Genomic DNA, 23078 nt, shown 5'->3' with positions numbered 1-23078 from the left:
ATAATATACAGAAAACTCGAATTAGTAAACTGTTTTCATCCTTTTCACCTATTTTATGACATATTTTTTTCTACAGCTTTCTCTAAAAATTTCATGAATAAAGGATGTGGTCTATTAGGTCTAGATAAAAACTCTGGATGGAATTGTACACCTACGAACCAAGGATGATTGGGTACTTCTACTATTTCTACTAGATGTTCATCTGGAGAGGTTCCTGCTATCCTTAATCCTTGATCTACTAATAAGTCTCTATATTTATTATTAAATTCATAACGATGTCTATGTCTTTCTTCTATTAGACACTCCTTATATGCTTCATAGCTAAATGTATCTTTCTTAAGCACACAAGGATAAACCCCTAATCTCATAGTTCCTCCAAGATCTTCTATATCTTTCTGGTCTGCCATAATGTCAATCACTGGATAAGGTGTTTGTTGCATAATTTCAGAGCTGTTAGCCTCTTCAAGTCCTACTACATGTCTTGCGTACTCAATCACCGCACATTGCATACCTAGGCAAATACCTAGAAAAGGAATCATCTTTGTACGTGCATATTCTATGGCAAGTATTTTTCCTTCAATACCTCTATCCCCAAACCCTCCTGGAACAAGTATACCATCTACCTTTTTTAAGATTTGTTCTGCCTTAGACTTATTATTAATCTTTTCTGCATCTATCCACTCAATCTCTACTTCACTTTCAAGCTGTATACCTGCATGATAAAGAGATTCTACAATAGAAATATAAGCATCATGTAGCTCTACGTATTTTCCTACTAACGCTATTTTAACTTTACGTTTTTTAATTTTTTCTTTCTTTACTAATAGCTCCCATTCTTCAAGATTTAGTTCTTTCACTTCAATGCCTAGCTTCTCACATACAATTTGTGCTAACTGCTCTTTTTCAAACATAAGTGGAACTTCATAAAGAGTCTTTGCATCTAAATTTTGAATAACACACTTAGGATTTACATTACAAAAAAGAGCAATTTTATTTTTCATTTCTTGAGATATAACCTGTTCTGTTCGACATACAATAAGATCTGGTTGTATCCCAATAGAAAGTAATTCCTTTACAGAATGCTGAGTTGGTTTTGTCTTCATTTCACCTGACTTATCTAGGTAAGGAATAAGGGTTACATGAATATAAAGTACATTTTCATGCCCTACATCTGTTGCTACTTGCCTAATAGCCTCTAAGAAAGGTAAGCTTTCAATATCCCCAACTGTTCCCCCTATTTCGGTAATAACAACATCTCTTGCCTCACCTACTTTACCTACTCGATATACACATTCCTTAATCATATTTGTAATATGAGGAATAACTTGTACCGTTGCACCTAAGTAGTCTCCTTTACGCTCTTTGTTAAGTACAGACCAATAAATTTTTCCTGTTGTTACATTACTATACTTATTTAAATCCTCATCAATAAATCTTTCATAATGTCCTAAATCCAAATCTGTTTCAGCACCATCTCGTGTTACAAAAACTTCACCATGCTGATAAGGACTCATAGTCCCCGGATCTATATTGATATATGGGTCGAATTTCTGAATAGTTACTTTAAGTCCCCTCGCTTTTAAAAGTCTACCTAAACTTGCTGCTGTTATGCCTTTACCAAGACCTGATACAACGCCTCCTGTAACAAATATATACTTTGTCGCCATAAACTCACCTCATCTTTTACTTTTATACGTCTCTATTATGAGTCATGAGTGGTAAATTCATACATTTAAAACATATAAAAGCCTTGTTCAGTATTGCACTGAACAAGGCTTTTATTATTTGTATTTACGAATTTGTGTCATAACCTTTTCCGTACCACTTATATCCATAGCACTTCTCATAGCATTTTTATATACATCGCTATTCTCTCTAAGTTCATAGAGTTTCTTAATTAAAGTATCTTTTGTTAAATCCTCTTCTATTAATACAAGTGAATAACCACTTTTCTCCATAGATTTAGCATTTAAAATCTGGTCTCCACGACTTGCATTTTGTGAAAGAGGAATAAGTAGATTCGGAATTTTCAGCGCTGTAATTTCAGCTAATGCATTAGCCCCCGCTCTTGAAAGCATTAAGTCAGTCATAGCAAATAAGTGTGGAAGTTCTTCCCCTGCATATTCAAACTGACAGTACCCTTCTTTATTCCTTAGCGTTTCATCTACATTGCCTTTACCGCATATATGCACAATATTAAAGTCCTCTATTAAAGTGTCTAGGCCCTCCCTAAGGCATGTATTAATTTTCACTGAACCAAGGCTACCACCCATCATAAGAAGTACAGGTTTATGGTTTGTAAACTTACATAAGCTTCTCCCCTTATTAGCATCTCCCTTAAAGAGTTCCTCTCTAATAGGTGTACCTGTTAAAACGCCCTTGCTTCCTACATACTGAAGTGTTTCTGGAAAGTTAACACAAATTTCCTTTGCACCCTTTGATGCAATTTTGTTCGCTAGACCTGGAGTAATATCAGACTCATGAATAATAACCGGAATACCTAGTAATTTAGCTGCTAAAACAACTGGAACAGTTACATAACCACCTTTTGAAAATACAAGGTTGGGCTTAATCTTTCTAAGTAGGCTATACGCATCGAATAGCCCTTTTACTACTTTAAAAGGATCTTTTAGATTTTCAAGAGATACATATCTTCTTAACTTTCCTGACGAGATACCATGATAAGGAATATTCTCTTTTGTGATAAGGTCTTTTTCTATACCTGTTTTACTTCCTATATATTGTATACTCCATCCCTCTTTCTTTAGAAAAGGAATAAGTGCAATATTAGGTGTTACATGTCCTGCTGTTCCACCACCAGTTAATACAATCGTCTTCAAATTTCTATGCCTCCTTATTTGCTACACTTCTTACAGCTTCAGCAACATGGTCCGCCACGCCTTCGGCAAAGGCTGCTGGTAAAATATATTCTTCACTTAATTCACTCTCTGGCACCATTTGTGCAATTGCCTTAGCTGCTGCTAATTTCATGTCTTCTGTAATTTGAGATACTCTTGCTTGTAAAGCACCTTTAAAGATACCTGGGAATACTAGTACATTATTAACTTGGTTAGGGAAGTCTGATCTTCCTGTACCTACTACAAGTGCTCCTGCTGCTTTTGCTACATCCGGCATAATCTCTGGCGTTGGATTTGCCATAGCAAAGATGATAGCATTTTTATTCATGCTTTGTACCATTTCACTTGTTACAATATTTGGTGCTGATACACCAATAAATACATCTGCACCGACTAAAGCCTCTTTTAATGTCCCTATTTGACACTCTTTATTCGTTTCTTCAGCAAGCTCCCTCTGAGCCCAATTCATCCATTCTTGGCCCTTTGCAAGCATACCTAGCTTATCAACTACTATTATATTATTAAAACCTGCTTTTAATAACAGTTTTGTAATAGCAACCCCCGCTGAGCCAGCCCCATTTACAACAACTTTTACATTTTCAACTTGTTTCTTAGCCACCTTTAAGGCATTAAGTACTGCTGCAAGTACAACGATAGCTGTACCATGTTGATCATCATGGAATACCGGAATATTAAGTTCCTTTTTTAATCTCTCTTCAATTTCGAAACAACGTGGTGCTGCAATATCCTCAAGATTGATACCACCAAAAGTTGGTGCAATTTGCTTCACAAATTTAATAATTTCTTCTGTATCCTTTGTATCTATACAAATAGGTACTGCATTAATACCTGCAAATTCTTTAAAAAGAACGGCTTTCCCTTCCATCACAGGCATAGCTGCTTCAGGACCTATATCTCCAAGTCCAAGTACAGCGGTCCCATCTGAAATAACAGCTACAGTATTGCCTTTCATTGTATATTTGTAAACATCTTCTCTATTTTCTTTAATTTTTCTACAAGGTTCTGCTACCCCTGGTGTATAAGCAACGGCTAGGTCTTCTTTACTATTAACTTTTGCTTTTGATACAACCTCTAATTTACCCTGCCATTTTTCATGCATTTCTAATGCTTTTTCATTAATTGTAGTCATATTTTCTCCTCTATCCTAAGCACCCTATAATCGCCTATTTTTATATAATTCATATTTTTATCATACTCTTTTTTGCCATAACCCGTCAACTGATGTCCTTTATCAAATAGATTTTATATAATTTTATGATTTAGCCTGTTTATAATACGCTCTTAAGGCAATACTTTAGTAATGACTTCATTGCTTTTAACTACAATATATGATAAAGTTTTTATGTATATTTTATGAAAGGGGCCCTTACATATGTGTGGTTTTTGTGGCTTTGTAGATACAGAACTTGAAAATAAAAAACCGGTGCTATCCGCTATGATGGATAAGATTATACATCGTGGCCCAGATAGTGACGGGCAATTTATTGATGACTCTGCAGCTTTAGGATTTAGACGCTTAAGTATCATCGATTTAGAAGAAGGCTCTCAGCCTTTATACAATACAGATAAAACTTTAGTTCTTACTTTCAATGGTGAGATTTATAACTATCAGTCTATTCGTGATAACCTTATCCAAAAAGGTTATGTTTTTAAAACACATACTGACTCCGAAGTACTTGTTCATGGTTATGATGAATACGGTACAGACTTACTTTCACATCTTCGTGGTATGTTTGCTTTCGTTATTTGGGATCGTGAGAAACAAACTCTATTTGGAGCACGTGACTTCTTTGGTATTAAACCATTCTACTACTACCAAGATAACAAACGTTTTGTATATGGTTCAGAAATTAAATCTCTTCTTGAACATCCAAATGTACCTAGAGAATTAAATGAAGAAGCACTTGAACATTATTTAACTTTCCAATACTCACCTATGCAAGAAACTTTCTTTAAAGGTATTTTCAAACTGCCACCTGCGCATTTCTTCACCTATAAAGATGGTCAATTAGATATAAAAAGATATTGGGAACCTACATTTAATGAATCTGAAGGTTCACTTGAAGAATATGTAGATCTTATCGACCAAACTATGAAAGAATCTATCAAAACACACAAGATTAGTGATGTAGAAGTCGGTTGTTTCTTATCTAGTGGGGTTGACTCAAGCTATGTAGCAAGTTGCTTTAAAGGGGATAAAACTTTCACTGTAGGGTTTGACAATGAACAATACAACGAAATTAGCTACGCTAAGGAACTTTCAAAGGAAATTGGCATTGAGAACTTCCATAAGGTTATTACACCAGAGGAATACTGGTCCTCTCTTACAAAAGTTCAATACCATATGGATGAACCTCTAGCTGACCCTGCTGCGGTTGCACTTTACTTCGTAAGTCAGCTTGCAAGCGAGCACGTTAAAGTTGTCCTTTCAGGAGAAGGTGCCGATGAGTTATTTGGCGGTTATAATATCTATAAAGAGCCTGTTGATAATGAAAAATATCATAATTTGCCACAAGGCCTTCGCTCTTTCCTTGCTAAACTCGCCAAAGCTATACCATTTGGTTTCAAGGGTAAAAATTTCCTTATCCGCGGTGCTCAAACAATTGAAGAGCGTTTCATTGGAAATGCTTATATGTTCTCTGTTGATGAACGTAAAAAACTTCTTAAAGTTTCTACACCAGCAAAAGCTCCAATTGCGCTTACTAAACCTTTCTATGACAAGGTAAAAGATAAATCGGATGTAACAAAGATGCAGTACTTAGATATGCATATGTGGCTTGCTGGAGATATTCTTCTTAAAGCAGATAAAATGAGTATGGCACACTCTCTTGAACTTCGTGTACCATTCCTCGATAAAGAAGTCTGTCGTCTTGCAACTAAAATTCCACTTCGCTACCGCGTTAATAAAGAAAATACAAAATATGCTATGCGTCTTGCTGCTAAACGCAATATGCCAGCAGCTACTGCAAACAAGAAAAAACTTGGTTTCCCAGTACCTATCCGCGTATGGCTTAAAGAAGATAAATACTATAATATCGTTAAAGAAGCTTTCACTAGTCCAGTCGCTAAAAAGCACTTCAATGAAGATATGCTTATTAAACTTCTTGATGAACACAAAAACGGTCATAAAGATAACAGTCGTAAAATCTGGACTATATTCATGTTCCTAGTATGGTACCATGAATACTTTGATGAAAAAGTAGCTTAATTAAAATGAACGAGCCATGAGTTTTAATTCAAAACTCATGGCTCGTTATTCTTTCATTATTTAATTTTTTTCTCTTTCATATTACTTTTCTATATAACTTAACCTACTAAGCTTCTAACTGCTTTTTGATAAGTTCTGCTACTTCTTCTAAAGCTTCTAATGTTGTATCTGCGTGAGAAGTTTTATTAAGAACAATGCCATCCTCTTTAAATCTTGGTACAAGATGCATATGGAAATGGAATACAGACTGCCCTGCAGACTCTCCATTATTTTGAATAATATTCATGCCATCTGCACCTACAGCATCTTTAATAGCTATAGCTAATTTTCTTGCTAATGGGTAAAGCTTTGCACTTATTTCATCTGGTAATTCAAAAAGGTCTTGGTAGTGTTCCTTTGGCAAGATTAAGACATGTCCACGACTTGCTGGAAATCTATCTAAGATAACTTTAAAGCTCTCATCTTCATATACACAAAAAGATGGAATATCTCCTTTTAAAATCTTACAAAAAATACAACTTTCTTTCATTATAATACCTTCTTTCTTTAGTATGGATTGACTTACTTTTCAGTAAGCATTTTTACAAGTCTAGTCTGATAAATGTATTCATCACTCATCATACTATTAATCATTTTATAAAGTTTAAAATCCTCTATAGGCTGACTAATGTGTGCCATTAATTGAATATTACTTGCTACGCCTTCTAATCTATTGCCTAATTCTTGTACAATAGAATAGTTAGGTATAGTATTATGCTCTATTGCATCTATTTTAATCTCTTCATTTAAATACATATTAGCTATCTCTTGAATCATTCTCTCATGTTTATACTGATCTTGTACACGTTCATACATCCATTTCCGATGTATAGGTCTTGCCATTCCCTGAAATAACCGTTCTTCTATCATACGCTGCCTACGCTTAGTTATAATAAGTTCTTCAAATAAACCATACATTTGGCTATCACTTATTGGTTGCAAAATTATAGCCTCCCCTCTATTTTCCCTATGACATCTATATGAGGAGACTTGTCTATTTATACGTTACATCCGCTTAAAACTTAGTCATTTAATGAGCAGCTCTTATTAGAAGTACACACTATGTATATTAGCAATTGCAATAACTGTTGTATCTTCTTTATATGCTCTGTGCAATTGCCTTACCTTTAAAGCTTACATTTTATTTCTTCTCATTATTATACTCAATCTTAGGGTGAAGTAAAAGTATTAAAGATAACGAGCTGCCTTTTCTGTATAATAAACTTTGAACTGCTCTATTTCCCAATAAACAAAAAAAATCTTTCTTTTTAAAGTGACTTGTAGAATATCGTTTACTTTAAAATGATACATCCAATCTCTTCTCATAAGTACCCTGCAACATTTATGGTTACTTAACTTATTTAATACCAGGTAACCCTCGTCATTAATTTCTTCTATACAAAAAAGCCCCTGCTCATACATAGCCATAGTATCTTTGTGCTGTACCTTTTCCTTATAATCCTTATATCCCTGCAAATCAATAATTGTAGGTTTCATACTAATAACAGGGTCCCCTACCATTTTTCTTACAATTTCATTCACTCTATACAAGCGCATGTATTCTTCTCCATAGTACTCAAGAATAAGTGGCGTATTGTCTTCTCTATCATACTTCTTATGGATGAAAGTAAGTAAATCCTGAGAGGCATAAACAATATTAAAAGCTTCTTCTACTGTTAAGTACTTCTTATGTTTAGGGATCCAAACTGCTAGAAAGTAATCGATCATCTCTATATATCCTCTCTTAGGAGTAGGCCCATCTATCTGCTGCGTAATAAATTTATTTAAAAGATCTATGCCTTGTTTTTGCAAACTGTATATATAAGTGTTTTGTCTTACATAATCGGTATAATCTCTAATTTCATTCAGTAAATTCATGCCTTAACCTCCACATATAAAAGGAATCCCAAAAATGTTTTCTTTTAAGTTTATACATTTAGGACAAGATTTATACATGTTTAAAGGCAAAAAAAGGGCCACTAAAAGAGTGGCCAAAAGTCAGGATTGATTTAAGTGTGTTCGAATTATACACAGAGATGTGAACAATTAATCCACAACCCTATCCACACCTATTATAGCATTGCTCTTCTAAATATGTCAATATTTTCTTTCAATTTACTACATTTAGTATCTCTAATTATCATTTTTTACCCTATCCACAGATTTTGCTCTACTTATACACATTTTGTTGATAATTTTATTTTAGTTTATACACATCTTCCCCACATTATCCCACACCCTACTGCTCCCCCCTATGCAAACCCTTTCCCCTATTCAAGCATCTCAAAAGTTCATCAGGATAAGCAGTTTCACTCTGGAGATTTCCTTAAAAAGAGGCTGCCACAAGGCAGCCTCTCTCTATTTATTTTTCTCCACACATTGCAAGAAGCAAATCCCATCTTCTATCAACTTCTTGTTGGAGTTCCTCTACTTTTTCTGCATCCTTTGCCATATGGCGGAAGCGACCTTGTGCTTCAAGCCAATCTGAAATAGGACGTTTATTTTTTGGTTTATAAGTTAATTTATATACACCATTTTCAACTTCATAAAGTGGCCAGAAGCATGTATCTACTGCTAATTGTGCCATTTCAATAAGTTTTGGTGTATCATAACGCCATCCACGTGGACATGGTGCAAGTACATTAAGGAATGCTGGTCCTTCTGTATAGATTGCTTTCTCAGCTTTTTCATAGATATCTTTAAAGTTACCAATTGGAGCTGTTTGAGCAATATATGGAAGATTATGTGCTACCATAACAGCTGTAAGATCTTTTCTATATTGTTGTTTACCAGGTACAACTTTACCTGCTGGAGATGTGGTTGTATCTGCATATTTTGGTGTTGCAGATGAACGTTGAATACCTGTGTTCATATAAGCACCATTGTCATAACATACATAAACCATGTCATGACCTCTTTCCATAGCACCAGAAAGAGATTGGATACCAATATCATAAGTACCACCATCACCACCAAAAGCGATAAATTTATATGTATCATCTAATTGACCTGTTTTTTTCATGTTCACATAAGCAGCTTCTACTCCCGCACAAGTTACTGCTGAGTTTTCAAATGCTGAGTGAATGAATGAATCTTTCCATGCTGTATAAGGATAAATAAATGTAGAAACCTCTAAACATCCTGTAGCAGATGTAATAACTGCTTTATCCTCTGGTTTAAGTGCGCGAAGTACACTGCGTGCTACGACTGGTGCACCGCAACCAGCACACATACGATGTCCTCCAGTAAGTCTTTCTGGTTTAAGACTTGTCTCTTTTAAATTGTATGCCATCAGTTTCCCCTCCTTAACAATTTGCATCTACTACGCCTAAGTAACGATATGGGTCGTCTACTTTGCCGCTAGCCACAATTTCTGTAAGATCACTAAATACTTTTTCGATATCATCGACACGTACGTCACGTCCACCTAAACCGTAAATATAGTTTACAGCAAGTGGTTTTGTTTCATCGAAATAAAGTGCACTACATACTTCATTAAAAAGTGGCGCCCCTTTGCCGTTGAAGCCATCACATTTATCCATAATAGCAACAGCCTTGCAGTTTGCAAGCGCCTTAGCCACTTCTTCTGCTGGGAACGGACGGAATACCCTTACTTTGATAAGACCTACTTTTTCGCCTTTAGCACGAAGTTCATCTACTACAGCTTTAGCTGTGCCTGCTGTAGAACCGATTACAACTACTACTCTTTCAGCTTCATCCATTTTGTATTCTTCAAATAAGCCATAAGAACGTCCTGTAAGCTTCTCAAATTCTTTAGAAACCTCAAGAATGACGTCTTTAGCTTTTCTCATACCTTCTACTTGATTACGTTTATGTTCAAAGTAATAGTTTGGAAGATCAAGTGGTCCTACTGCAATAGGTTGATTTGGATTAAGCAAATAGTGCTCTGGTTTATAAGCACCTACAAAATTTTTCACTACATCATCTTCAAGTAATTCGATATTTTCAATAGCATGTGAGGTAATGAAACCATCATAGCAGTTCATAACGGGCAGCAGTACATCTTTATGTTCACTAATCTTAACTGCCATAATTTCATTATCATAAGCTTCTTGGTTATTTTCTCCGTAAATTTGAATCCATCCAGAATCTCTAGCACCCATAGAGTCTGCATGATCATTATGTATGTTAATAGGACCTGAAAGGGCACGGTTTACTGTAGCCATTACAATAGGAAGTCTACATGACGCTGCAATATAGAGCATCTCCCACATAAGTGCTAATCCATTTGCAGATGTAGCAGTCATAGCACGCACTCCTGCTGCACTTGCACCGATACAAGCTGACATTGCTGAGTGCTCTGACTCAACAGGTACAAACTCTGTATCCACTTGTCCATTGTTTACAAAACTTGAGAAGTATTGAGGTACTTCTGTTGAAGGTGTAATTGGAAATGCAGCTACAACTCCTGGATTAATTTGACGCATTGCAACGGCAACGGCTTCGTTACCAGATAATTTATCACGAATTGCCATAACTTGTTCTCCCCCTTACGCTTTAACCATGTTGATTGCATGGAATGGACATACATTTGCACATACACCGCAACCTTTACAGTGGTCGTAATCAATACCTATCATTTTTTTATCTTCTGTTAAAATAGAGCTATCAGGACAAACAGGGAAACACATTAAGCATTGTCTGCATTTTTCTGTATCCCACTCTGGTTTATCTGCTCTCCATCCACCTGTCTCATAGTAATGAGCATTTCCTGATGATGTAACAACACCACCTTTAGTAGTTTCTTGCCAAGGTGTAAATGGTTCAACAATACATTTATCTTTATCTGTCATTACCCTCTAACCTCCTCTAATGCTCTTTTTACTGCAGCCATATTAGGTTCAATAACCTGTGGCTTACTTGCAAATTTATGTTTAAATGATTTTTCCATAGATGTAATGAAAGTATTCTCATCCATAATCTTAGCAATTTTAATAATAGCGCCAAGCATTGGCGTGTTAGGGAAGTATTTGCCTAATGTCTCCATAGAGATTTTACGTGCATCAATAGTGCATACGCGGCCTTCATAACCTTTAAGTCTTGGTCTTAACTCTTCTGGTGTTTTTTCTGTATTAATTAAAATAGCACCTTCTTTTTTAAGTCCTGCTGTTACATCCACTACATCAATTAAAGTTTCATCCACTACAATAACATAGTCTGGATCATAGATATTTGAATGAACTGTCACTCTTTCATCACTAATACGGTTATAGGCTGTAATAGGTGCACCCATACGCTCTGGGCCGTATTCAGGGAACCCTTGAATATACTTTCCTGTATCAAATGCAGCTTCAGCTAATAATAAAGAAGCAGTTTTAGCTCCTTGACCGCCGCGACCATGCCAACGAATTTCAACCACGTTGTTCATGCCTTATTCCCTCCTCGCATTACTCTTTAAATTTTTATTAAATTTTAAAATATACAGATTAATTTTAACATTTACAAGTACTAATATCAAATATAATGCGCATTGTATACAATATAATTTAATTTTAGGATAATTTTATGGTGCTATTCACTTTATTTTTTTAGGCTATTTCGTCATTTTATCTGTTTTCTTCCATGATTCTTCTATTTAGCTTATTTTAGACTAGTTAATTTTTTATCGAGTTATTTTATTGCAACTCTAATGAAATGGGATATACTATATGTACTAGAATTTTAAATATGTTTTCACTTAAAGGAGTACAACTATGGCGAAACTCAAAAAATCCTCTTTAGATTTATCCACTTTAGAACTTTTACTAAGCTACAAATATATTGATAATAGCTATAAAATCTTTTGGTTTAAAGGAATTGTTAATAAAGCTATAAAAGGTGAAAAGAAAATCTCCATGCATGATCTTACTGTTGAAATGGTACTCGGTGCATGGGACCTTGTGGCACGCAAGCAAATTACCTTCGGTAGATTAGATAAATTACACCGTACAATTGAAGAAATAGAATCTCTTTACCATGTGTCTGAAGACATCTCAGAATCTGATTTAAGAAAACTTGTAGAAACTATTAACGATAAAGATATCTTAGATCTATATGAAGAACTTTACGAAGATACACCTTACCTCTTCCTTGAACCTATGTATGAACAGAAATTAAAAGGTAAGTCCCATAGTAAAAGAAAACCTATTATTGCAGACCTTGCTGCGGCTGACCCTATTGCACTCTATACAATCGAAGACAATACTATCATTCTTAATAATGATTGGGTAACTTATATCAAACGTAATCAAAAACAAATTGATGGCATTATACGTGATTGCCTTGCATTCTTCTTAGATAGACATGCTATGTCTAAACGTTAAAAAAATCCCCTTGAAGTACTTTAACTTCAAGGAGATTTTCATTTTATACAAATTGAAAACAAATATAAAATCACAATACCCGGTATACCTAATAATGCTGTAAAAAGAACTGTAAATAGACTTATTCCCACCTGCCATGTAATAGGCAAGAATAAGTCACATATATAAATACATACCGCTCCTATAAGAGCATTTTTAAGCCAGCGTAAGAAATACTGGTCAAAAATAACGGCTATGAGCAGAATAAGGCATACCATAAGACATTTTAATATGATAGGATGTACAACTAGCATTCGTATCTCCCCTCTATAGAATTAAGTTTTTTAAGAACTTCTTATTCTATAGATATGGACATCTTTTATATAACATGACTATTAGTTTCATCATAATAGATTTTCTTGAGTTGTCTCATCAAATAGCTATGTTTAAGCTGACTAGCCTTATAATAGTACGTATAGTATTCTAACAGTTCCGGCTCTACTGTATTAGAAAAATTCTGAAGCGTAGCTGCCATCTCTTCATGTAGTGCGTTAATTTCATCTGCTAATACACGCTTTTCTTCTTCTCTTTGCTCATTATATACTCTTTGATCTCTTTTATTCATGGCATGTCCTCCTTTTTTGAGGATTATGCCCTATCCCTAAAAAAACTATACATACAATTGATTTAAACAAGCATAAGAACCCCTATTTTTGTATATATTATTAGCAAACTGCTAAAGGGCGGCTTAGTTGCAAAATAAATTGATTTATTTTATAATGTGTCTAATTAATTTTGCTAATTTTTTATAAATAATTCATCTTAATCTTATATACTTAAGTTGTTAGCAGAATTATACATTATTTTTTATTCATTTAGGAGAGTGATTTTAAATTGGATTCGGTACTGTTGGTACAACTTGTAGTTCTTGTCATTTTACTGATGGGCTCAGCGTTCTTCTCAGCATCTGAGACTGCCCTTATGTCTATTAGTAAAATCGATGCTCGTCACATGGTCGATCAAAATATTAAGAATGCTAAAATTGTAAGCAAACTTGTAGAAGACCCTAATAAACTACTAGGGGCAATCCTAGTGGGAAATAACATTGTAAATATCGGTGCTTCTTCACTTGCAACTGTTGTTGCAACGGGCATTTTGGGAAGTGCTGGTGCTGGTATTGCTACAGGTGTTATGACTCTTTTAGTTCTTATCTTTGGTGAGATTACCCCAAAATCTTTATCTACACAGAAATCACAAGAAGTTGCGTGTTTCGTAGCACGACCTATTTCTCTTGTTGTATTAATCTTCACCCCTGTAGTTAAAGTGCTTATGTTCATCTCTAATCTAATGATTAGATTATTTGGTGGCAAAATCGATACAAGTAAACCATTCATCACTACAGACGAACTTAAAACAATTGTAACTGTCAGTCATGAAGAAGGTGTCCTCGAAGAGGAAGAAAAAGAAATGATTTACAACGTATTCGGTTTTGGTGATTCTTATACAAAGGACGTTATGATTCCCAGAACAGATATGATAGCAGTTGATGTAAATGCTACATATGATGAGATTATCGAACTCTATAAGCAAGAACAATTTTCACGTATGCCTGTTTATCAAGAGTCACATGATAATATCATAGGTGTTATCTATATGAAAGACCTTCTTTTAAAACAGTTTGACCCTAAGGATTTTGTTATCTCAGACTTTTTAAGAGATGTGTACTTTGTCCATGAATTTAAGCGTATTGATGAGCTCTTTAAAGAAATGCGTTCTAAAAAGATTGGTATGGCTATTGTAGTGGATGAATATGGTGGTACATCTGGTATTGTTACCTTGGAGGACCTTATTGAGGAAATCGTGGGAGACATTGATGATGAGTACGACATGACTGAAGATAGTTTTGTAAAAATAGCTGATCAAGAATACCTAGTAGATGGGTCATTTAGAATCAGTGATTTTAATGATGAATTAAACCTTGATATTTCATCTAATGAGTTTGATTCCATTGGTGGCTTTATTATCGGCCTTTTAGACCGTTTCCCTGATGAAGGTGAAGTGGTGGTCTATGATGATATTACCTTTAAAGTAGAAGAAACGATGAATAATCGTATTAATAAACTAAGAATACTTTTATCCGATGATATCAAAAAAGATTCAGAGGATGTTCTAAAAGAAGATTAGAGCCTAAAAAATCATCCCCCTAAGATATTATCTTAGGGGGATGATTTTTTATATATACTTAAATGTTATCTACTACTTCAGATGGAAGATTACTTAAGTTATTAGATTCATCTCCATCGGCTAAAGAACGAATGTAAGGTGTACCCGCCTTAGATGTAGATACACCTACATGTTGAAGTTCATTATTCATAGCCATTTGAATAGCAGCTTCCTATGATACACGAGAACCATCAGAAAGCTCATAACCTACTACTTCTCTACCTTGTTTAAGTAGTTTAGTAATACTCTTTGCACCAGGTCCACCTTCTGATACAACACGATTTGTATTTTCAGCAATAAAATTAGTAAATGATTCACTTTCAGCTTCTGCTGTATGTGGATGTCCTGCTACAACTTGCCCATTAATAATCTGTGTATCATGTTCCCTATTTTGTGAGTTATTATTTTGTGTATTGTAATCCATGCTTATCACCTCAGTGTTAGTATTTTATAACAATACAAAAATTATACTCATTTTATAAAACCCTAGTTTTCCTTAAACTTTGGAAACTCAAAAGCAATGGCTAAAAGTCCACATAGTCCCATAAGCATTGGGTAGAAAATAAATGGTAACAGTTCCATTGGTGATACAGCTGCAAGTCCTGCTGCGGATAAAATCTGTGCACCATATGGAATCATACCTTGCCAACAAGATGAGAAAATATCTAATAAACTTGCTGTACGTTTTGGGGCAATATTAAATTCTTCTGCAATATCCTTTGCAAGAGGTCCTGCCATAACAATGGCAATGGTATTATTAGCAGTACATAAATCTACTACACTGACAAGGGCGGCAATTCCAAACTCTGCACCTTTTTTAGTCTTAATTCTACTTTTGATACTGTTAAGTAAGAAGTCAATCCCACCATTATGTTTAATAAGGGCAAGTGTTCCTCCAATAACGATTGAAAGCATTGCTAAATCTTCCATTCCCATCATACCTTCTCCTGCAGCTTGCATAAAGCCAAAGAAGTCAAAGGAGCCATTCATCATACCAATAATACCTGCAAAAAGTGCTCCTCCACCTAATAATGCAAATACATTGACACCTGCTAACGCACCAATCAGTACTGCTAAATATGGAAGTACCTTTACAATACTATAAGCATAGTCACCTTCTAATGTAGTTTGGTAACCACTTGCAATAACCGTTAAAATAATAATTGTTAAAATAGCTGCTGGCAGTACAATCAGGAAGTTTGTTTTAAACTTATCTTTAAGCTCACACCCCTGTGTTCTAACAGCTGCAATAGTTGTATCAGAAATCATAGAAAGGTTGTCACCAAACATCCCTCCACCAATAATTGCACCAATAATAAGTGCTACAGGCATACCTGTTTTTTGTGCAATACCAATTCCAATTGGTGTAAGTGCTGTAATAGTCCCTACTGAAGTTCCCATTGAAACAGAGATAAAACACGCTATAATAAATAATCCTGCTACAAGTAGATTAGTAGGCAAGATAGATAAACTTAAGTTAACAGTTGATTCTACTGCTCCCATAGATTTAGCTACGTTACTAAATGCTCCTGCTAAAAGGAAAATGATACACATTAGAATAATATTATTCTCTCCTGCACCATTACAGAAAATCTCAAGTTTAGTAGCCATACTCTCTTTACGATTCGGCAAGAAAGCTACTGCTGCTGCAATAAGAAAAGCTACGAGTACTGGCATTCTATAGAAATCCTTTGTCGCTATCCCTGTACCTAAAAATAAAACTAAAAATACGCCTATTGGCAAAAGTGCCAGCGGGTTACCCTTTTTTGGTTCTTTTGTCATCTCTTATCTCCTTTAATGTAAAATAGACTCGCTTCTAATACCTTACTATAGAAGCGAGTCTATTTTCAATATATAATTTTCCTAGAAAATAGGCCAAGTCAAAATAAACATACCAAATACAATAGAAACCATAGCTATTAGCTCCAACCCTAATTTTTTCCCAATGCCTTTAACTTCCTTGTTACCTTCATCCATTTTCAAGATTTTACTCCCCTTGTAAAAGACAAATATTAAAGCTAAAACTGCACCTATGGGTGCTCATATCATTAAATTCATATACCTCTATCCCTCCTATGAATTTAAAACAATATGGATACTTTATTTTATACTTGAAATCTTGAATATATCTATATTTATCTATATTTACCTATATTGATTCTAAATTATCTGTAACTAATAATAATTATTTTTTACTAAATACTATTGACTTTTTATTTAATAAGAATTATTATCAATACATAAGAACGACTCAAATAAAAACTAATATAACTTATAAATAAAAAAATTTAAATTCATAGGAGGACAATTTTATGTCATTAATCGGAAAAAAAATTGAAGATTTTAAAGTTCAAGCTTACCATAACGGAAGTTTTAAAGAAATAACAGCAGCAGATACAAAAGGTCAATGGTCAGTATTCTTCTTCTACCCAGCAGACTTTACATTTGTATGCCCTACAGAACTTGGTGATTTAGCTGATCACTATGAATCATTCAAAGAAATTGGTTGTGAAATCTACTCAGTATCAACAGATACACATTTTGTACACAAAGCATGGGCTGATGCTTCAGAAACAATCGCAAAAATTAATTATCCAATGCTAGCTGACCCAACAGGTACACTTGCTAGATTATTCGAAGTTATGATTGAAGAAGAAGGTCTTGCTCTAAGAGGCACTTTCATTGTTAACCCAGAAGGTGAAATCAAAGCTTATGAAGTACATGACTTAGGTATTGGTAGAAATACTGAAGAGTTATTAAGAAAAGTTCAAGCTGCTCAATTCGTTGCTGAACACGGTGACCAAGTTTGCCCTGCAAAATGGACTCCAGGAGCTGAAACTTTGAGCCCAAGCCTTGACTTAGTAGGAAAACTTTAAGAATCTCCTAAGGTTATCGTAAAACCTCTACCTTAGATACGGTAGACCTCAGGCTTTTACGATAGCCTTTTTTAATTAAAAATACATTGAAAAGGAGGTATAAAAAATGAATAAAATTTATGACTTAATTATTATTGGTGGCGGTAGTGCTGGTCTTTCTGCAAGTATCTACGCAGGGCGTGCAAAACTTAACACCCTTATCATAGAAAAAGATAGTATGGGCGGTCAGATTAAAACAACTTCGGAAATTGTTAACTACCCTGCTATCCGTCATACAAGTGGCCCTGCCCTTATAGAAGAAATGAAACATCAGGCACTAGACTTTGGTGTACAATTTGCTACAGCAGAAGTACTTAGTGTAGACTTTAAAGATAATGTGAAAATACTTGAAACTTCTAATGGCACTTATCAAGCCTATGCAATCATCATTGCAACAGGGGCTTCACCACGTAAACTTGGCTTCCCTGGTGAAGCAGAATTTACTGGACGTGGTGTCGCTTACTGCTCTACTTGTGATGGAGAACTCTTTGAAGGCCTAGATGTATTCGTCATTGGAGCAGGCTTCGCCGCTGCAGAAGAAGCCATCTTCCTAACACGCTTTGCTAAAAATGTTACTGTCATTGCACGTGAGCCAGAATTTACGTGTGCTAAGACTATTGCAGATAAAGTACTTGCTCATCCTAAAATCAAAGTACACTTTAATACGGAAATTCTTGAGGCAAAAGGTCATAACAACCTTCAAGAGGCTCACTTTATTAATAATGTAACGGGTGAGACCTTTACCTATAAAGCAAATGAGAAAGATGGTACTTTTGGTATCTTTATTTTCGTAGGTTATGCCCCTGCAACTTCACTCTTTAAAGGTCATGTTGAAATGGATGCAGCTGGCTATATTCCTACAGATGAAAATATGCAAACTAATATCCCTGGTATCTATGCAGCTGGCGACCTTCGCCCTAAGGCACTTCGCCAAGTAGTTACAGCTGTGGCTGATGGTGCCATTGCTGCTACTGATGCAGAAAAATATATTGCTGCATTAAAAGATAAGCTAGGTATTGAAGTAGCCCCCCCTCTAGCTTCTACTAAGCCTTCTATCCCTAATGCTAATACACAAACTGAAACACCTTCTAACCCAGCTCCCGAGGAAGGTAAAAGCAAACTCTTAACACCTGAACTTAGAGTACAACTTAAACAAATTCTTGCTAAACTTGAAAGACCTGTTACCCTTGCCTCTGTTGTCGATCCGAACAATGGTAAATCTGTTGAACTTAGAGAGCTCATCTTAGATATTGCAGATTTAAGTGAGCATATCTCTACACTTATTACAAGACGTCATGAAAACAAAAACTTAGAAGAAAAAATCCATGCAGACAAATTCCCAGTTGTTGCATTCCTTGATGAACAAGGCAATTATACTGGTGTAAAATTCCATGGTGTCCCTGGTGGTCATGAGCTTAACTCGTTTATTCTTGCACTGTACAACTTAGCTGGCCCTGGACAACCTATTGATTCAAATATCGTAACTCAAATTAAAGCACTTACAAATCCTGTAAATATTAAAGTAGCTGTATCCCTCTCCTGCCACCTTTGTCCCGATGTGGTCGCCCTGGCTCAAAGAATTGCCCTCTTAAATCCAAATGTAGAAACTGAAATGCTCGATATTAGTCTCTTCAAAGAACTAAAAAATGATTTTAAAATTATGAGTGTACCCGCTCTAATCGTGAATGATGAAAATGTATACTTTGGGGCAAAAAAACTAGAAGAAATCCTAACCCTCCTCCCTTAAATAAAAAAGAGCTGCTATTAGCAGCTCTTTTTTATTTGTAAAAATCCTATGCATAAAGATAGAGCTTAGGTATAATGAGAAAGATTAGACTAGACTGATTCTATCTTTTGGAGGAATAAAAGTGTTAAAAAATAAATTTAACCTTACTAAATATATCATTTGGTTTTCTATATTGATGCTAGGACTTCTGGTTCTACATAGACCTATTGCCACACTAGATTTAGCTATGCTTATAGAGACCCTCAGAGATCAAAGTTTTAAGCATATGCTTATTCTTCTTATTAGCGGACTTATGGTAGTATCTCTTTCTACCCTATACGATTTTATCCTATGTAAAGCCTTTAAACTTAAAATAACTCCTAGTGACATCTTTAAAATTTCTTGGATTTCTGATATGGCTTTAAACTTTGCTGAAGATGCTGAGAAACGAAAAGGTAGCTTACGCTACCAGCTTTATAAAAGTGAAGGCGTAGACCCTAAAAAAGCTATGTTTATTGACGCTTTAAAAGATATGATTTTATTTGATGATGGTGGTCAACTACCTGTGACCTTTAAAATTAGCTTTTTAACTAGGCTAAAGCTTATCTTAAGTACTACAATTAAATGGCTTTTGACAAGTTTCTTATTTATGTATGTTTTTACTCTATATGATATTTCATTTAATAGGCTAGACGTACTACTTGTATTTGCCTTTTCTATGTTTATTGCTAATGTGAGCCTTATACCCTATGGCTTTGGCATTTTTGAAGTACTGGCTCTTATCTGCTTTACTTCATTAGGCTATGAGTTTAGCCAGATGCTTTTAGTACTTATTACTTTTAGAGTATTTTACTCTATTATTCCATGGCTACTGACTATGCTGATTTTAGCCTTAGGTCCATCTAAACATAAAAAAAGTAAACTTTCAGAGAGTCAAAGACACCTTGTAAACTGGATGAGCGTTAAATCCTTTGCTGCGCTTACTTTATTTGCCGGCCTTTTACTTATTTTATCTGCCTCCTTGCCCGAGGCATTAGAACGTACCCAGCTGCTTAATCATGTATTTTCCTTAAGCTTTATTAAATTTTCTAAGTTAAGTACTATGGGGATTGGTTTACTTCTAATTATCCTCTCCAAAGGGATATGGGATAAAGTGCAAAAAGCTTATTCTATTACCTTACTCATGTTGACATTGGGTAGTATACTGGCACTTCTTAAAGGGCTAAATATAGAGATAGCTTTTATACTCATTATGATTATGGTGATTTTAGCACCTGCTAAAGAAACCTTTTATCGTATTGGCTCTCCTATAGAGCGTAAGCGCTGTCTATACTACTTTATAATACTTGGCTTTATGAGTAGCCTATATATTAGTCTATATAACTACTTTACACAAGCTACCTTCCATCTTTTAGTTAAAGCAGATTTAACGCTGCAAAGTCTAGATATTATTATATTTATCTTCTTTGTAGCTTTAGGTAGTATACTTCTAAATGCTTTCTCTGTACAGCGTTCGGACTTTAAATACGCTACAGATGAAGACCTTGTAAATCTATCTTTATTTCTAAAGAAATACGAAGGTAACGCCATGACACACCTTCTATTCTTAAAAGACAAATGTTTCTTCTATGCAGTTAACAATACAGTACTTATTGCTTATAGACCTTATAAAGATAAGCTTATGGTATTAGGTGACCCTATTGGAGAAACCAAAAATTTTAAAGAAGCTATTAACGCCTTTAGACTTTTCGCAGACCAATATGATATGGTACCTATTTTCTATGAAATTAATGAATCTATGTTACCTATATACCATGAAAATGGCTTTAAGTTCCTTAAACTTGGCGAAGAAGCAGCTATTGACCTAAATACCTTTACTTTAGCTGGTAAAAAAGGCGCTCCACTTCGTACTATAAAGAACAAAATGAATCGGGGTGAGTTAACCTTTAAACTTCTAACACCTCCTTTTGACCAGGAACTTGTTGAAAGGCTTAAAAAAATTTCAGACTTATGGCTTGAAGGGCGCACTGAAAAATGTTTTTCTCTAGGTTCATTTGATGAATCCTATATAGAACGAGCACCTATAGGTATTATTAAGGTAGAAAATGAAGTAGTAGGTTTTGCAACCATTATGCCTCATTACAGTAAACATACTGTCTCCATTGACCTAATGCGTATTATACCAAACCCACCAAATGGAGCTATGGATGCGCTCTTTATCGGCCTTATTGAATGGGCTATCGAAGAAGGTTATGATTACTTTATCTTAGGAAAAGCCCCACTTTCTAATGTAGGGGTAAATCAATTCTCTACTACTAAAGAAAAAGTAGCTAAGTACATTTACAATTACGGCAACAAAATCTATAGCTTTAAAGGCTTACGTAAGTATAAAGAGAAGTTTTATCCTGAATGGCGAAGTGTCTATCTGGCCTATCCTAAAGGTACACATTTACCAAATGCTCTTATCCAGCTTACTAAGATGATAAGTGGCTCAGATAAAAACTCCATAGGATAGGGGGACATGAAAATAGGCTCCTGCATAATGCTTAAATTATGCAGGAGCCTATCTTTTAATTTTTTCCTAATTATTATTTTGTTTATAAGTTTTGCCCAACTCTACGTAATGGTTTGCTGAATCATATAAACTCTTTATTTGTTCTTCTGTGAGTGGCTTAATTGCTTTAGCTGGAGATCCCAGGACAAGCATACCATCTTCAATAACTGTCCCACCTGTTACTAGAGCACCTGCTCCAATGATGCAGTGCTTGCCTATCTTAGCCCCATCTAAAATAATACTGCCCATTCCTACTAAAGTATAGTCTCCAATTGTCGCACCATGAATAATAGCCCTATGCCCTACCGTTACACCTTTTCCAATAGTTACAGCATGTTCATAGCCTACATGTATCACACTACCATCTTGAATATTACTTTCTGGACCTAGATATACTGGAAGGCCTTCTGCACGGATGACTGCATTATACCAAATACTACAGTCTTCTCCTATAGTAATATCACCTACTATGCGGGCACCTTCTGCTATAAAGACTGTTTCATGTATCATATAAACACTCCTTAGTCTATACCAAATTTGTATCCTACACCCCATACCGTAAACACATACAGAGGGTCTCTAGGATTCTCTTCTATTTTCTCACGTAACTTTCTAATGTGTACCATAACAGTATTATTATTCTCAAAATAAGGCTGTCCCCATACACGCTCATAAATAGTTTCTGTTTTAAAGGTAATGCCTTTATTAACCCAAAGTAACTTGAGGATACCATACTCTGTAGGTGTAAGTGGAATCTCTATCCCGCTTTTATAGACTTTTCCAGCCTCTAGATCCATAGTAAGCTCATCTTCTTCTAATATATTTTCTTTTCCTTTAGAAAAAGCATTAAGCTTAGTAAACCTTCTAAGCTGAGCTTTCACTCTTGCAATAAGTTCAAGTGGATTAAAAGGCTTAGCTAAATAGTCATCTGCCCCTACAGATAAGCCCATAATCTTATCAATATCCTCTGTCTTAGCTGATAACATAATAATAGGTACATTAGAATTTTTGCGTATCTCCATACAAGCATCTATACCATTAACTTCTGGCATCATGACATCCAGTACAATAAGGTCAACTTCCTGTTCACCTATTACTTTAAGTGCTTCAAGTCCTGTACCTGCTAAGATTACTTCATAGCCTTCATTACGCAAATAGATCCCTACTAAATCACGAATTTCTTTTTCATCATCTACTACTAATATTTTTGCTTGTTCCATACCTTCACCTCA

General features: G+C 35.1%; 23 protein-coding genes. 6 read left to right on the top strand and 17 right to left on the bottom strand.

Annotated elements, in window-relative coordinates; genetic code table 11:
• Positions 1 to 53 precede the first annotated feature (53 nt).
• The 3 genes from H8718_RS11130 to H8718_RS11120 all read right to left on the bottom strand — a co-directional run bounded on the left by H8718_RS11130 (position 54) and on the right by H8718_RS11120 (position 4008).
• On the bottom strand, positions 54 to 1667 hold the full coding sequence (locus H8718_RS11130; protein WP_249332951.1) for a CTP synthase: 1614 nt from the start codon (positions 1665 to 1667) through the stop codon (positions 54 to 56).
• Between the two features lie 114 nt (positions 1668 to 1781).
• Complete coding sequence (locus tag H8718_RS11125; RefSeq protein WP_249332950.1) at positions 1782 to 2840, bottom strand: undecaprenyldiphospho-muramoylpentapeptide beta-N-acetylglucosaminyltransferase; 1059 nt, start codon at positions 2838 to 2840, stop codon at positions 1782 to 1784.
• A gap of 4 nt (positions 2841 to 2844) precedes the next feature.
• The gene (locus tag H8718_RS11120; RefSeq protein WP_249332949.1) at positions 2845 to 4008 is read right to left on the bottom strand and encodes an NAD(P)-dependent malic enzyme; all 1164 of its coding nucleotides are present in this window, start codon (positions 4006 to 4008) and stop codon (positions 2845 to 2847) included.
• 243 nt (positions 4009 to 4251) lie between these two features.
• Between H8718_RS11120 and asnB the strand changes: the two genes are divergently transcribed.
• Positions 4252 to 6087, top strand: coding sequence for an asparagine synthase (glutamine-hydrolyzing) (asnB, locus tag H8718_RS11115; RefSeq protein WP_249332948.1), 1836 nt, complete (start codon positions 4252 to 4254; stop codon positions 6085 to 6087).
• 106 nt (positions 6088 to 6193) lie between these two features.
• Here asnB and H8718_RS11110 read toward each other — a convergent pair whose 3' ends face one another.
• The 7 genes from H8718_RS11110 to H8718_RS11080 form a co-directional block, all read right to left on the bottom strand.
• On the bottom strand, positions 6194 to 6619 hold the full coding sequence (locus H8718_RS11110) for an HIT family protein (protein WP_177672073.1): 426 nt from the start codon (positions 6617 to 6619) through the stop codon (positions 6194 to 6196).
• Between the two features lie 29 nt (positions 6620 to 6648).
• The gene (locus H8718_RS11105; protein ID WP_249332947.1) at positions 6649 to 7068 is read right to left on the bottom strand and encodes a hypothetical protein; all 420 of its coding nucleotides are present in this window, start codon (positions 7066 to 7068) and stop codon (positions 6649 to 6651) included.
• Positions 7069 to 7314: 246 nt separating this feature from the next.
• Complete coding sequence (locus H8718_RS11100; protein WP_177672031.1) at positions 7315 to 8004, bottom strand: hypothetical protein; 690 nt, start codon at positions 8002 to 8004, stop codon at positions 7315 to 7317.
• A 484-nt stretch (positions 8005 to 8488) separates the two neighbouring features.
• Positions 8489 to 9418: a thiamine pyrophosphate-dependent enzyme gene (locus tag H8718_RS11095; protein WP_177672030.1), complete on the bottom strand. Its 930-nt coding sequence runs from the start codon at positions 9416 to 9418 to the stop codon at positions 8489 to 8491.
• Positions 9419 to 9431: 13 nt separating this feature from the next.
• Positions 9432 to 10622: a pyruvate ferredoxin oxidoreductase gene (gene porA, locus H8718_RS11090; protein ID WP_177672029.1), complete on the bottom strand. Its 1191-nt coding sequence runs from the start codon at positions 10620 to 10622 to the stop codon at positions 9432 to 9434.
• Positions 10623 to 10637: 15 nt separating this feature from the next.
• The gene (locus tag H8718_RS11085) at positions 10638 to 10940 is read right to left on the bottom strand and encodes a 4Fe-4S binding protein (RefSeq protein ID WP_177672028.1); all 303 of its coding nucleotides are present in this window, start codon (positions 10938 to 10940) and stop codon (positions 10638 to 10640) included.
• Positions 10940 to 11515, bottom strand: a complete 576-nt coding sequence (locus H8718_RS11080; protein WP_177672027.1) for a 2-oxoacid:acceptor oxidoreductase family protein — start codon at positions 11513 to 11515, stop codon at positions 10940 to 10942. Before H8718_RS11080 ends, H8718_RS11085 begins: the two co-directional genes overlap by 1 nt.
• Positions 11516 to 11840: 325 nt before the next feature.
• Between H8718_RS11080 and H8718_RS11075 the strand changes: the two genes are divergently transcribed.
• Positions 11841 to 12449, top strand: coding sequence for a hypothetical protein (locus tag H8718_RS11075; protein WP_249332946.1), 609 nt, complete (start codon positions 11841 to 11843; stop codon positions 12447 to 12449).
• Between the two features lie 38 nt (positions 12450 to 12487).
• On the opposite strand, the gene H8718_RS11070 is transcribed toward H8718_RS11075, so the two are convergent.
• Positions 12488 to 12742, bottom strand: coding sequence for a pro-sigmaK processing inhibitor BofA family protein (locus tag H8718_RS11070; RefSeq protein WP_249332945.1), 255 nt, complete (start codon positions 12740 to 12742; stop codon positions 12488 to 12490).
• A gap of 65 nt (positions 12743 to 12807) precedes the next feature.
• On the bottom strand, positions 12808 to 13053 hold the full coding sequence (locus H8718_RS11065) for a DUF2508 family protein (RefSeq protein WP_177672024.1): 246 nt from the start codon (positions 13051 to 13053) through the stop codon (positions 12808 to 12810).
• 269 nt (positions 13054 to 13322) lie between these two features.
• Between H8718_RS11065 and H8718_RS11060 the strand changes: the two genes are divergently transcribed.
• Positions 13323 to 14612, top strand: a complete 1290-nt coding sequence (locus tag H8718_RS11060; protein WP_177672023.1) for an HlyC/CorC family transporter — start codon at positions 13323 to 13325, stop codon at positions 14610 to 14612.
• Between the two features lie 58 nt (positions 14613 to 14670).
• Here the strand turns inward: H8718_RS11060 and H8718_RS11055 are convergent, their stop codons facing one another.
• From H8718_RS11055 to H8718_RS11045, 3 genes are all read right to left on the bottom strand, one after another.
• Complete coding sequence (locus H8718_RS11055; protein ID WP_330597660.1) at positions 14671 to 14814, bottom strand: DUF3892 domain-containing protein; 144 nt, start codon at positions 14812 to 14814, stop codon at positions 14671 to 14673.
• Between the two features lie 9 nt (positions 14815 to 14823).
• A complete protein-coding gene (locus tag H8718_RS11050; RefSeq protein ID WP_249332943.1) occupies positions 14824 to 15075 on the bottom strand; it encodes a hypothetical protein in 252 nt (83 codons plus the stop codon).
• 62 nt (positions 15076 to 15137) lie between these two features.
• On the bottom strand, positions 15138 to 16433 hold the full coding sequence (locus H8718_RS11045; RefSeq protein ID WP_249332942.1) for a Na+/H+ antiporter NhaC family protein: 1296 nt from the start codon (positions 16431 to 16433) through the stop codon (positions 15138 to 15140).
• 530 nt (positions 16434 to 16963) lie between these two features.
• On the opposite strand from H8718_RS11045, the gene ahpC reads away from it, so the two are divergent.
• The 3 genes from ahpC to mprF all read left to right on the top strand — a co-directional run bounded on the left by ahpC (position 16964) and on the right by mprF (position 21807).
• Positions 16964 to 17527: an alkyl hydroperoxide reductase subunit C gene (ahpC, locus tag H8718_RS11040; protein ID WP_249332941.1), complete on the top strand. Its 564-nt coding sequence runs from the start codon at positions 16964 to 16966 to the stop codon at positions 17525 to 17527.
• Positions 17528 to 17633: 106 nt separating this feature from the next.
• Entirely contained in the window at positions 17634 to 19313 is a 1680-nt protein-coding gene (locus tag H8718_RS11035; RefSeq protein ID WP_249332940.1) for an FAD-dependent oxidoreductase, read from the top strand.
• 121 nt (positions 19314 to 19434) lie between these two features.
• A complete protein-coding gene (gene mprF, locus H8718_RS11030) occupies positions 19435 to 21807 on the top strand; it encodes a bifunctional lysylphosphatidylglycerol flippase/synthetase MprF (protein WP_249332939.1) in 2373 nt (790 codons plus the stop codon).
• 66 nt (positions 21808 to 21873) lie between these two features.
• Here the strand turns inward: mprF and H8718_RS11025 are convergent, their stop codons facing one another.
• Both H8718_RS11025 and H8718_RS11020 read right to left on the bottom strand, forming a co-directional pair.
• Positions 21874 to 22356 carry a gamma carbonic anhydrase family protein gene (locus H8718_RS11025; RefSeq protein WP_249332938.1) on the bottom strand — a complete coding sequence of 161 codons (483 nt, stop codon included), beginning with the start codon at positions 22354 to 22356 and terminating at the stop codon, positions 21874 to 21876.
• Between the two features lie 11 nt (positions 22357 to 22367).
• Positions 22368 to 23066 (bottom strand): response regulator transcription factor, encoded by a 699-nt coding sequence (locus H8718_RS11020; protein WP_249332937.1) that lies wholly within the window; start codon positions 23064 to 23066, stop codon positions 22368 to 22370.
• Positions 23067 to 23078: the final 12 nt, after the last annotated feature.

Origin of the sequence: Zhenhengia yiwuensis, assembly GCF_014384995.1 — a bacterium.
Lineage (GTDB): Bacteria > Bacillota > Clostridia > Lachnospirales > Cellulosilyticaceae > Zhenhengia > Zhenhengia yiwuensis.
This window is presented reverse-complemented; position numbering and strand designations above follow the sequence as displayed.

Bases quoted from the DNA above. Each gene is read 5' to 3' on its own strand.
- H8718_RS11070 (WP_249332945.1), bottom strand. From the start codon at position 12,742: ATGCTAGTTGTACATCCTATCATATTAAAATGTCTTATGGTATGCCTT.
- H8718_RS11020 (WP_249332937.1), bottom strand. From the start codon at position 23,066: ATGGAACAAGCAAAAATATTAGTAGTAGATGATGAAAAAGAAATTCGT.
- H8718_RS11080 (WP_177672027.1), bottom strand. From the start codon at position 11,515: ATGAACAACGTGGTTGAAATTCGTTGGCATGGTCGCGGCGGTCAAGGA.
- H8718_RS11035 (WP_249332940.1), top strand. From the start codon at position 17,634: ATGAATAAAATTTATGACTTAATTATTATTGGTGGCGGTAGTGCTGGT.
- ahpC (WP_249332941.1), top strand. From the start codon at position 16,964: ATGTCATTAATCGGAAAAAAAATTGAAGATTTTAAAGTTCAAGCTTAC.
- H8718_RS11075 (WP_249332946.1), top strand. From the start codon at position 11,841: ATGGCGAAACTCAAAAAATCCTCTTTAGATTTATCCACTTTAGAACTT.
- H8718_RS11045 (WP_249332942.1), bottom strand. From the start codon at position 16,433: ATGACAAAAGAACCAAAAAAGGGTAACCCGCTGGCACTTTTGCCAATA.
- H8718_RS11050 (WP_249332943.1), bottom strand. From the start codon at position 15,075: ATGGATTACAATACACAAAATAATAACTCACAAAATAGGGAACATGAT.
- H8718_RS11120 (WP_249332949.1), bottom strand. From the start codon at position 4,008: ATGACTACAATTAATGAAAAAGCATTAGAAATGCATGAAAAATGGCAG.
- asnB (WP_249332948.1), top strand. From the start codon at position 4,252: ATGTGTGGTTTTTGTGGCTTTGTAGATACAGAACTTGAAAATAAAAAA.
- H8718_RS11025 (WP_249332938.1), bottom strand. From the start codon at position 22,356: ATGATACATGAAACAGTCTTTATAGCAGAAGGTGCCCGCATAGTAGGT.
- H8718_RS11085 (WP_177672028.1), bottom strand. From the start codon at position 10,940: ATGACAGATAAAGATAAATGTATTGTTGAACCATTTACACCTTGGCAA.
- porA (WP_177672029.1), bottom strand. From the start codon at position 10,622: ATGGCAATTCGTGATAAATTATCTGGTAACGAAGCCGTTGCCGTTGCA.
- H8718_RS11095 (WP_177672030.1), bottom strand. From the start codon at position 9,418: ATGGCATACAATTTAAAAGAGACAAGTCTTAAACCAGAAAGACTTACT.
- H8718_RS11065 (WP_177672024.1), bottom strand. From the start codon at position 13,053: ATGAATAAAAGAGATCAAAGAGTATATAATGAGCAAAGAGAAGAAGAA.
- H8718_RS11130 (WP_249332951.1), bottom strand. From the start codon at position 1,667: ATGGCGACAAAGTATATATTTGTTACAGGAGGCGTTGTATCAGGTCTT.
- H8718_RS11100 (WP_177672031.1), bottom strand. From the start codon at position 8,004: ATGAATTTACTGAATGAAATTAGAGATTATACCGATTATGTAAGACAA.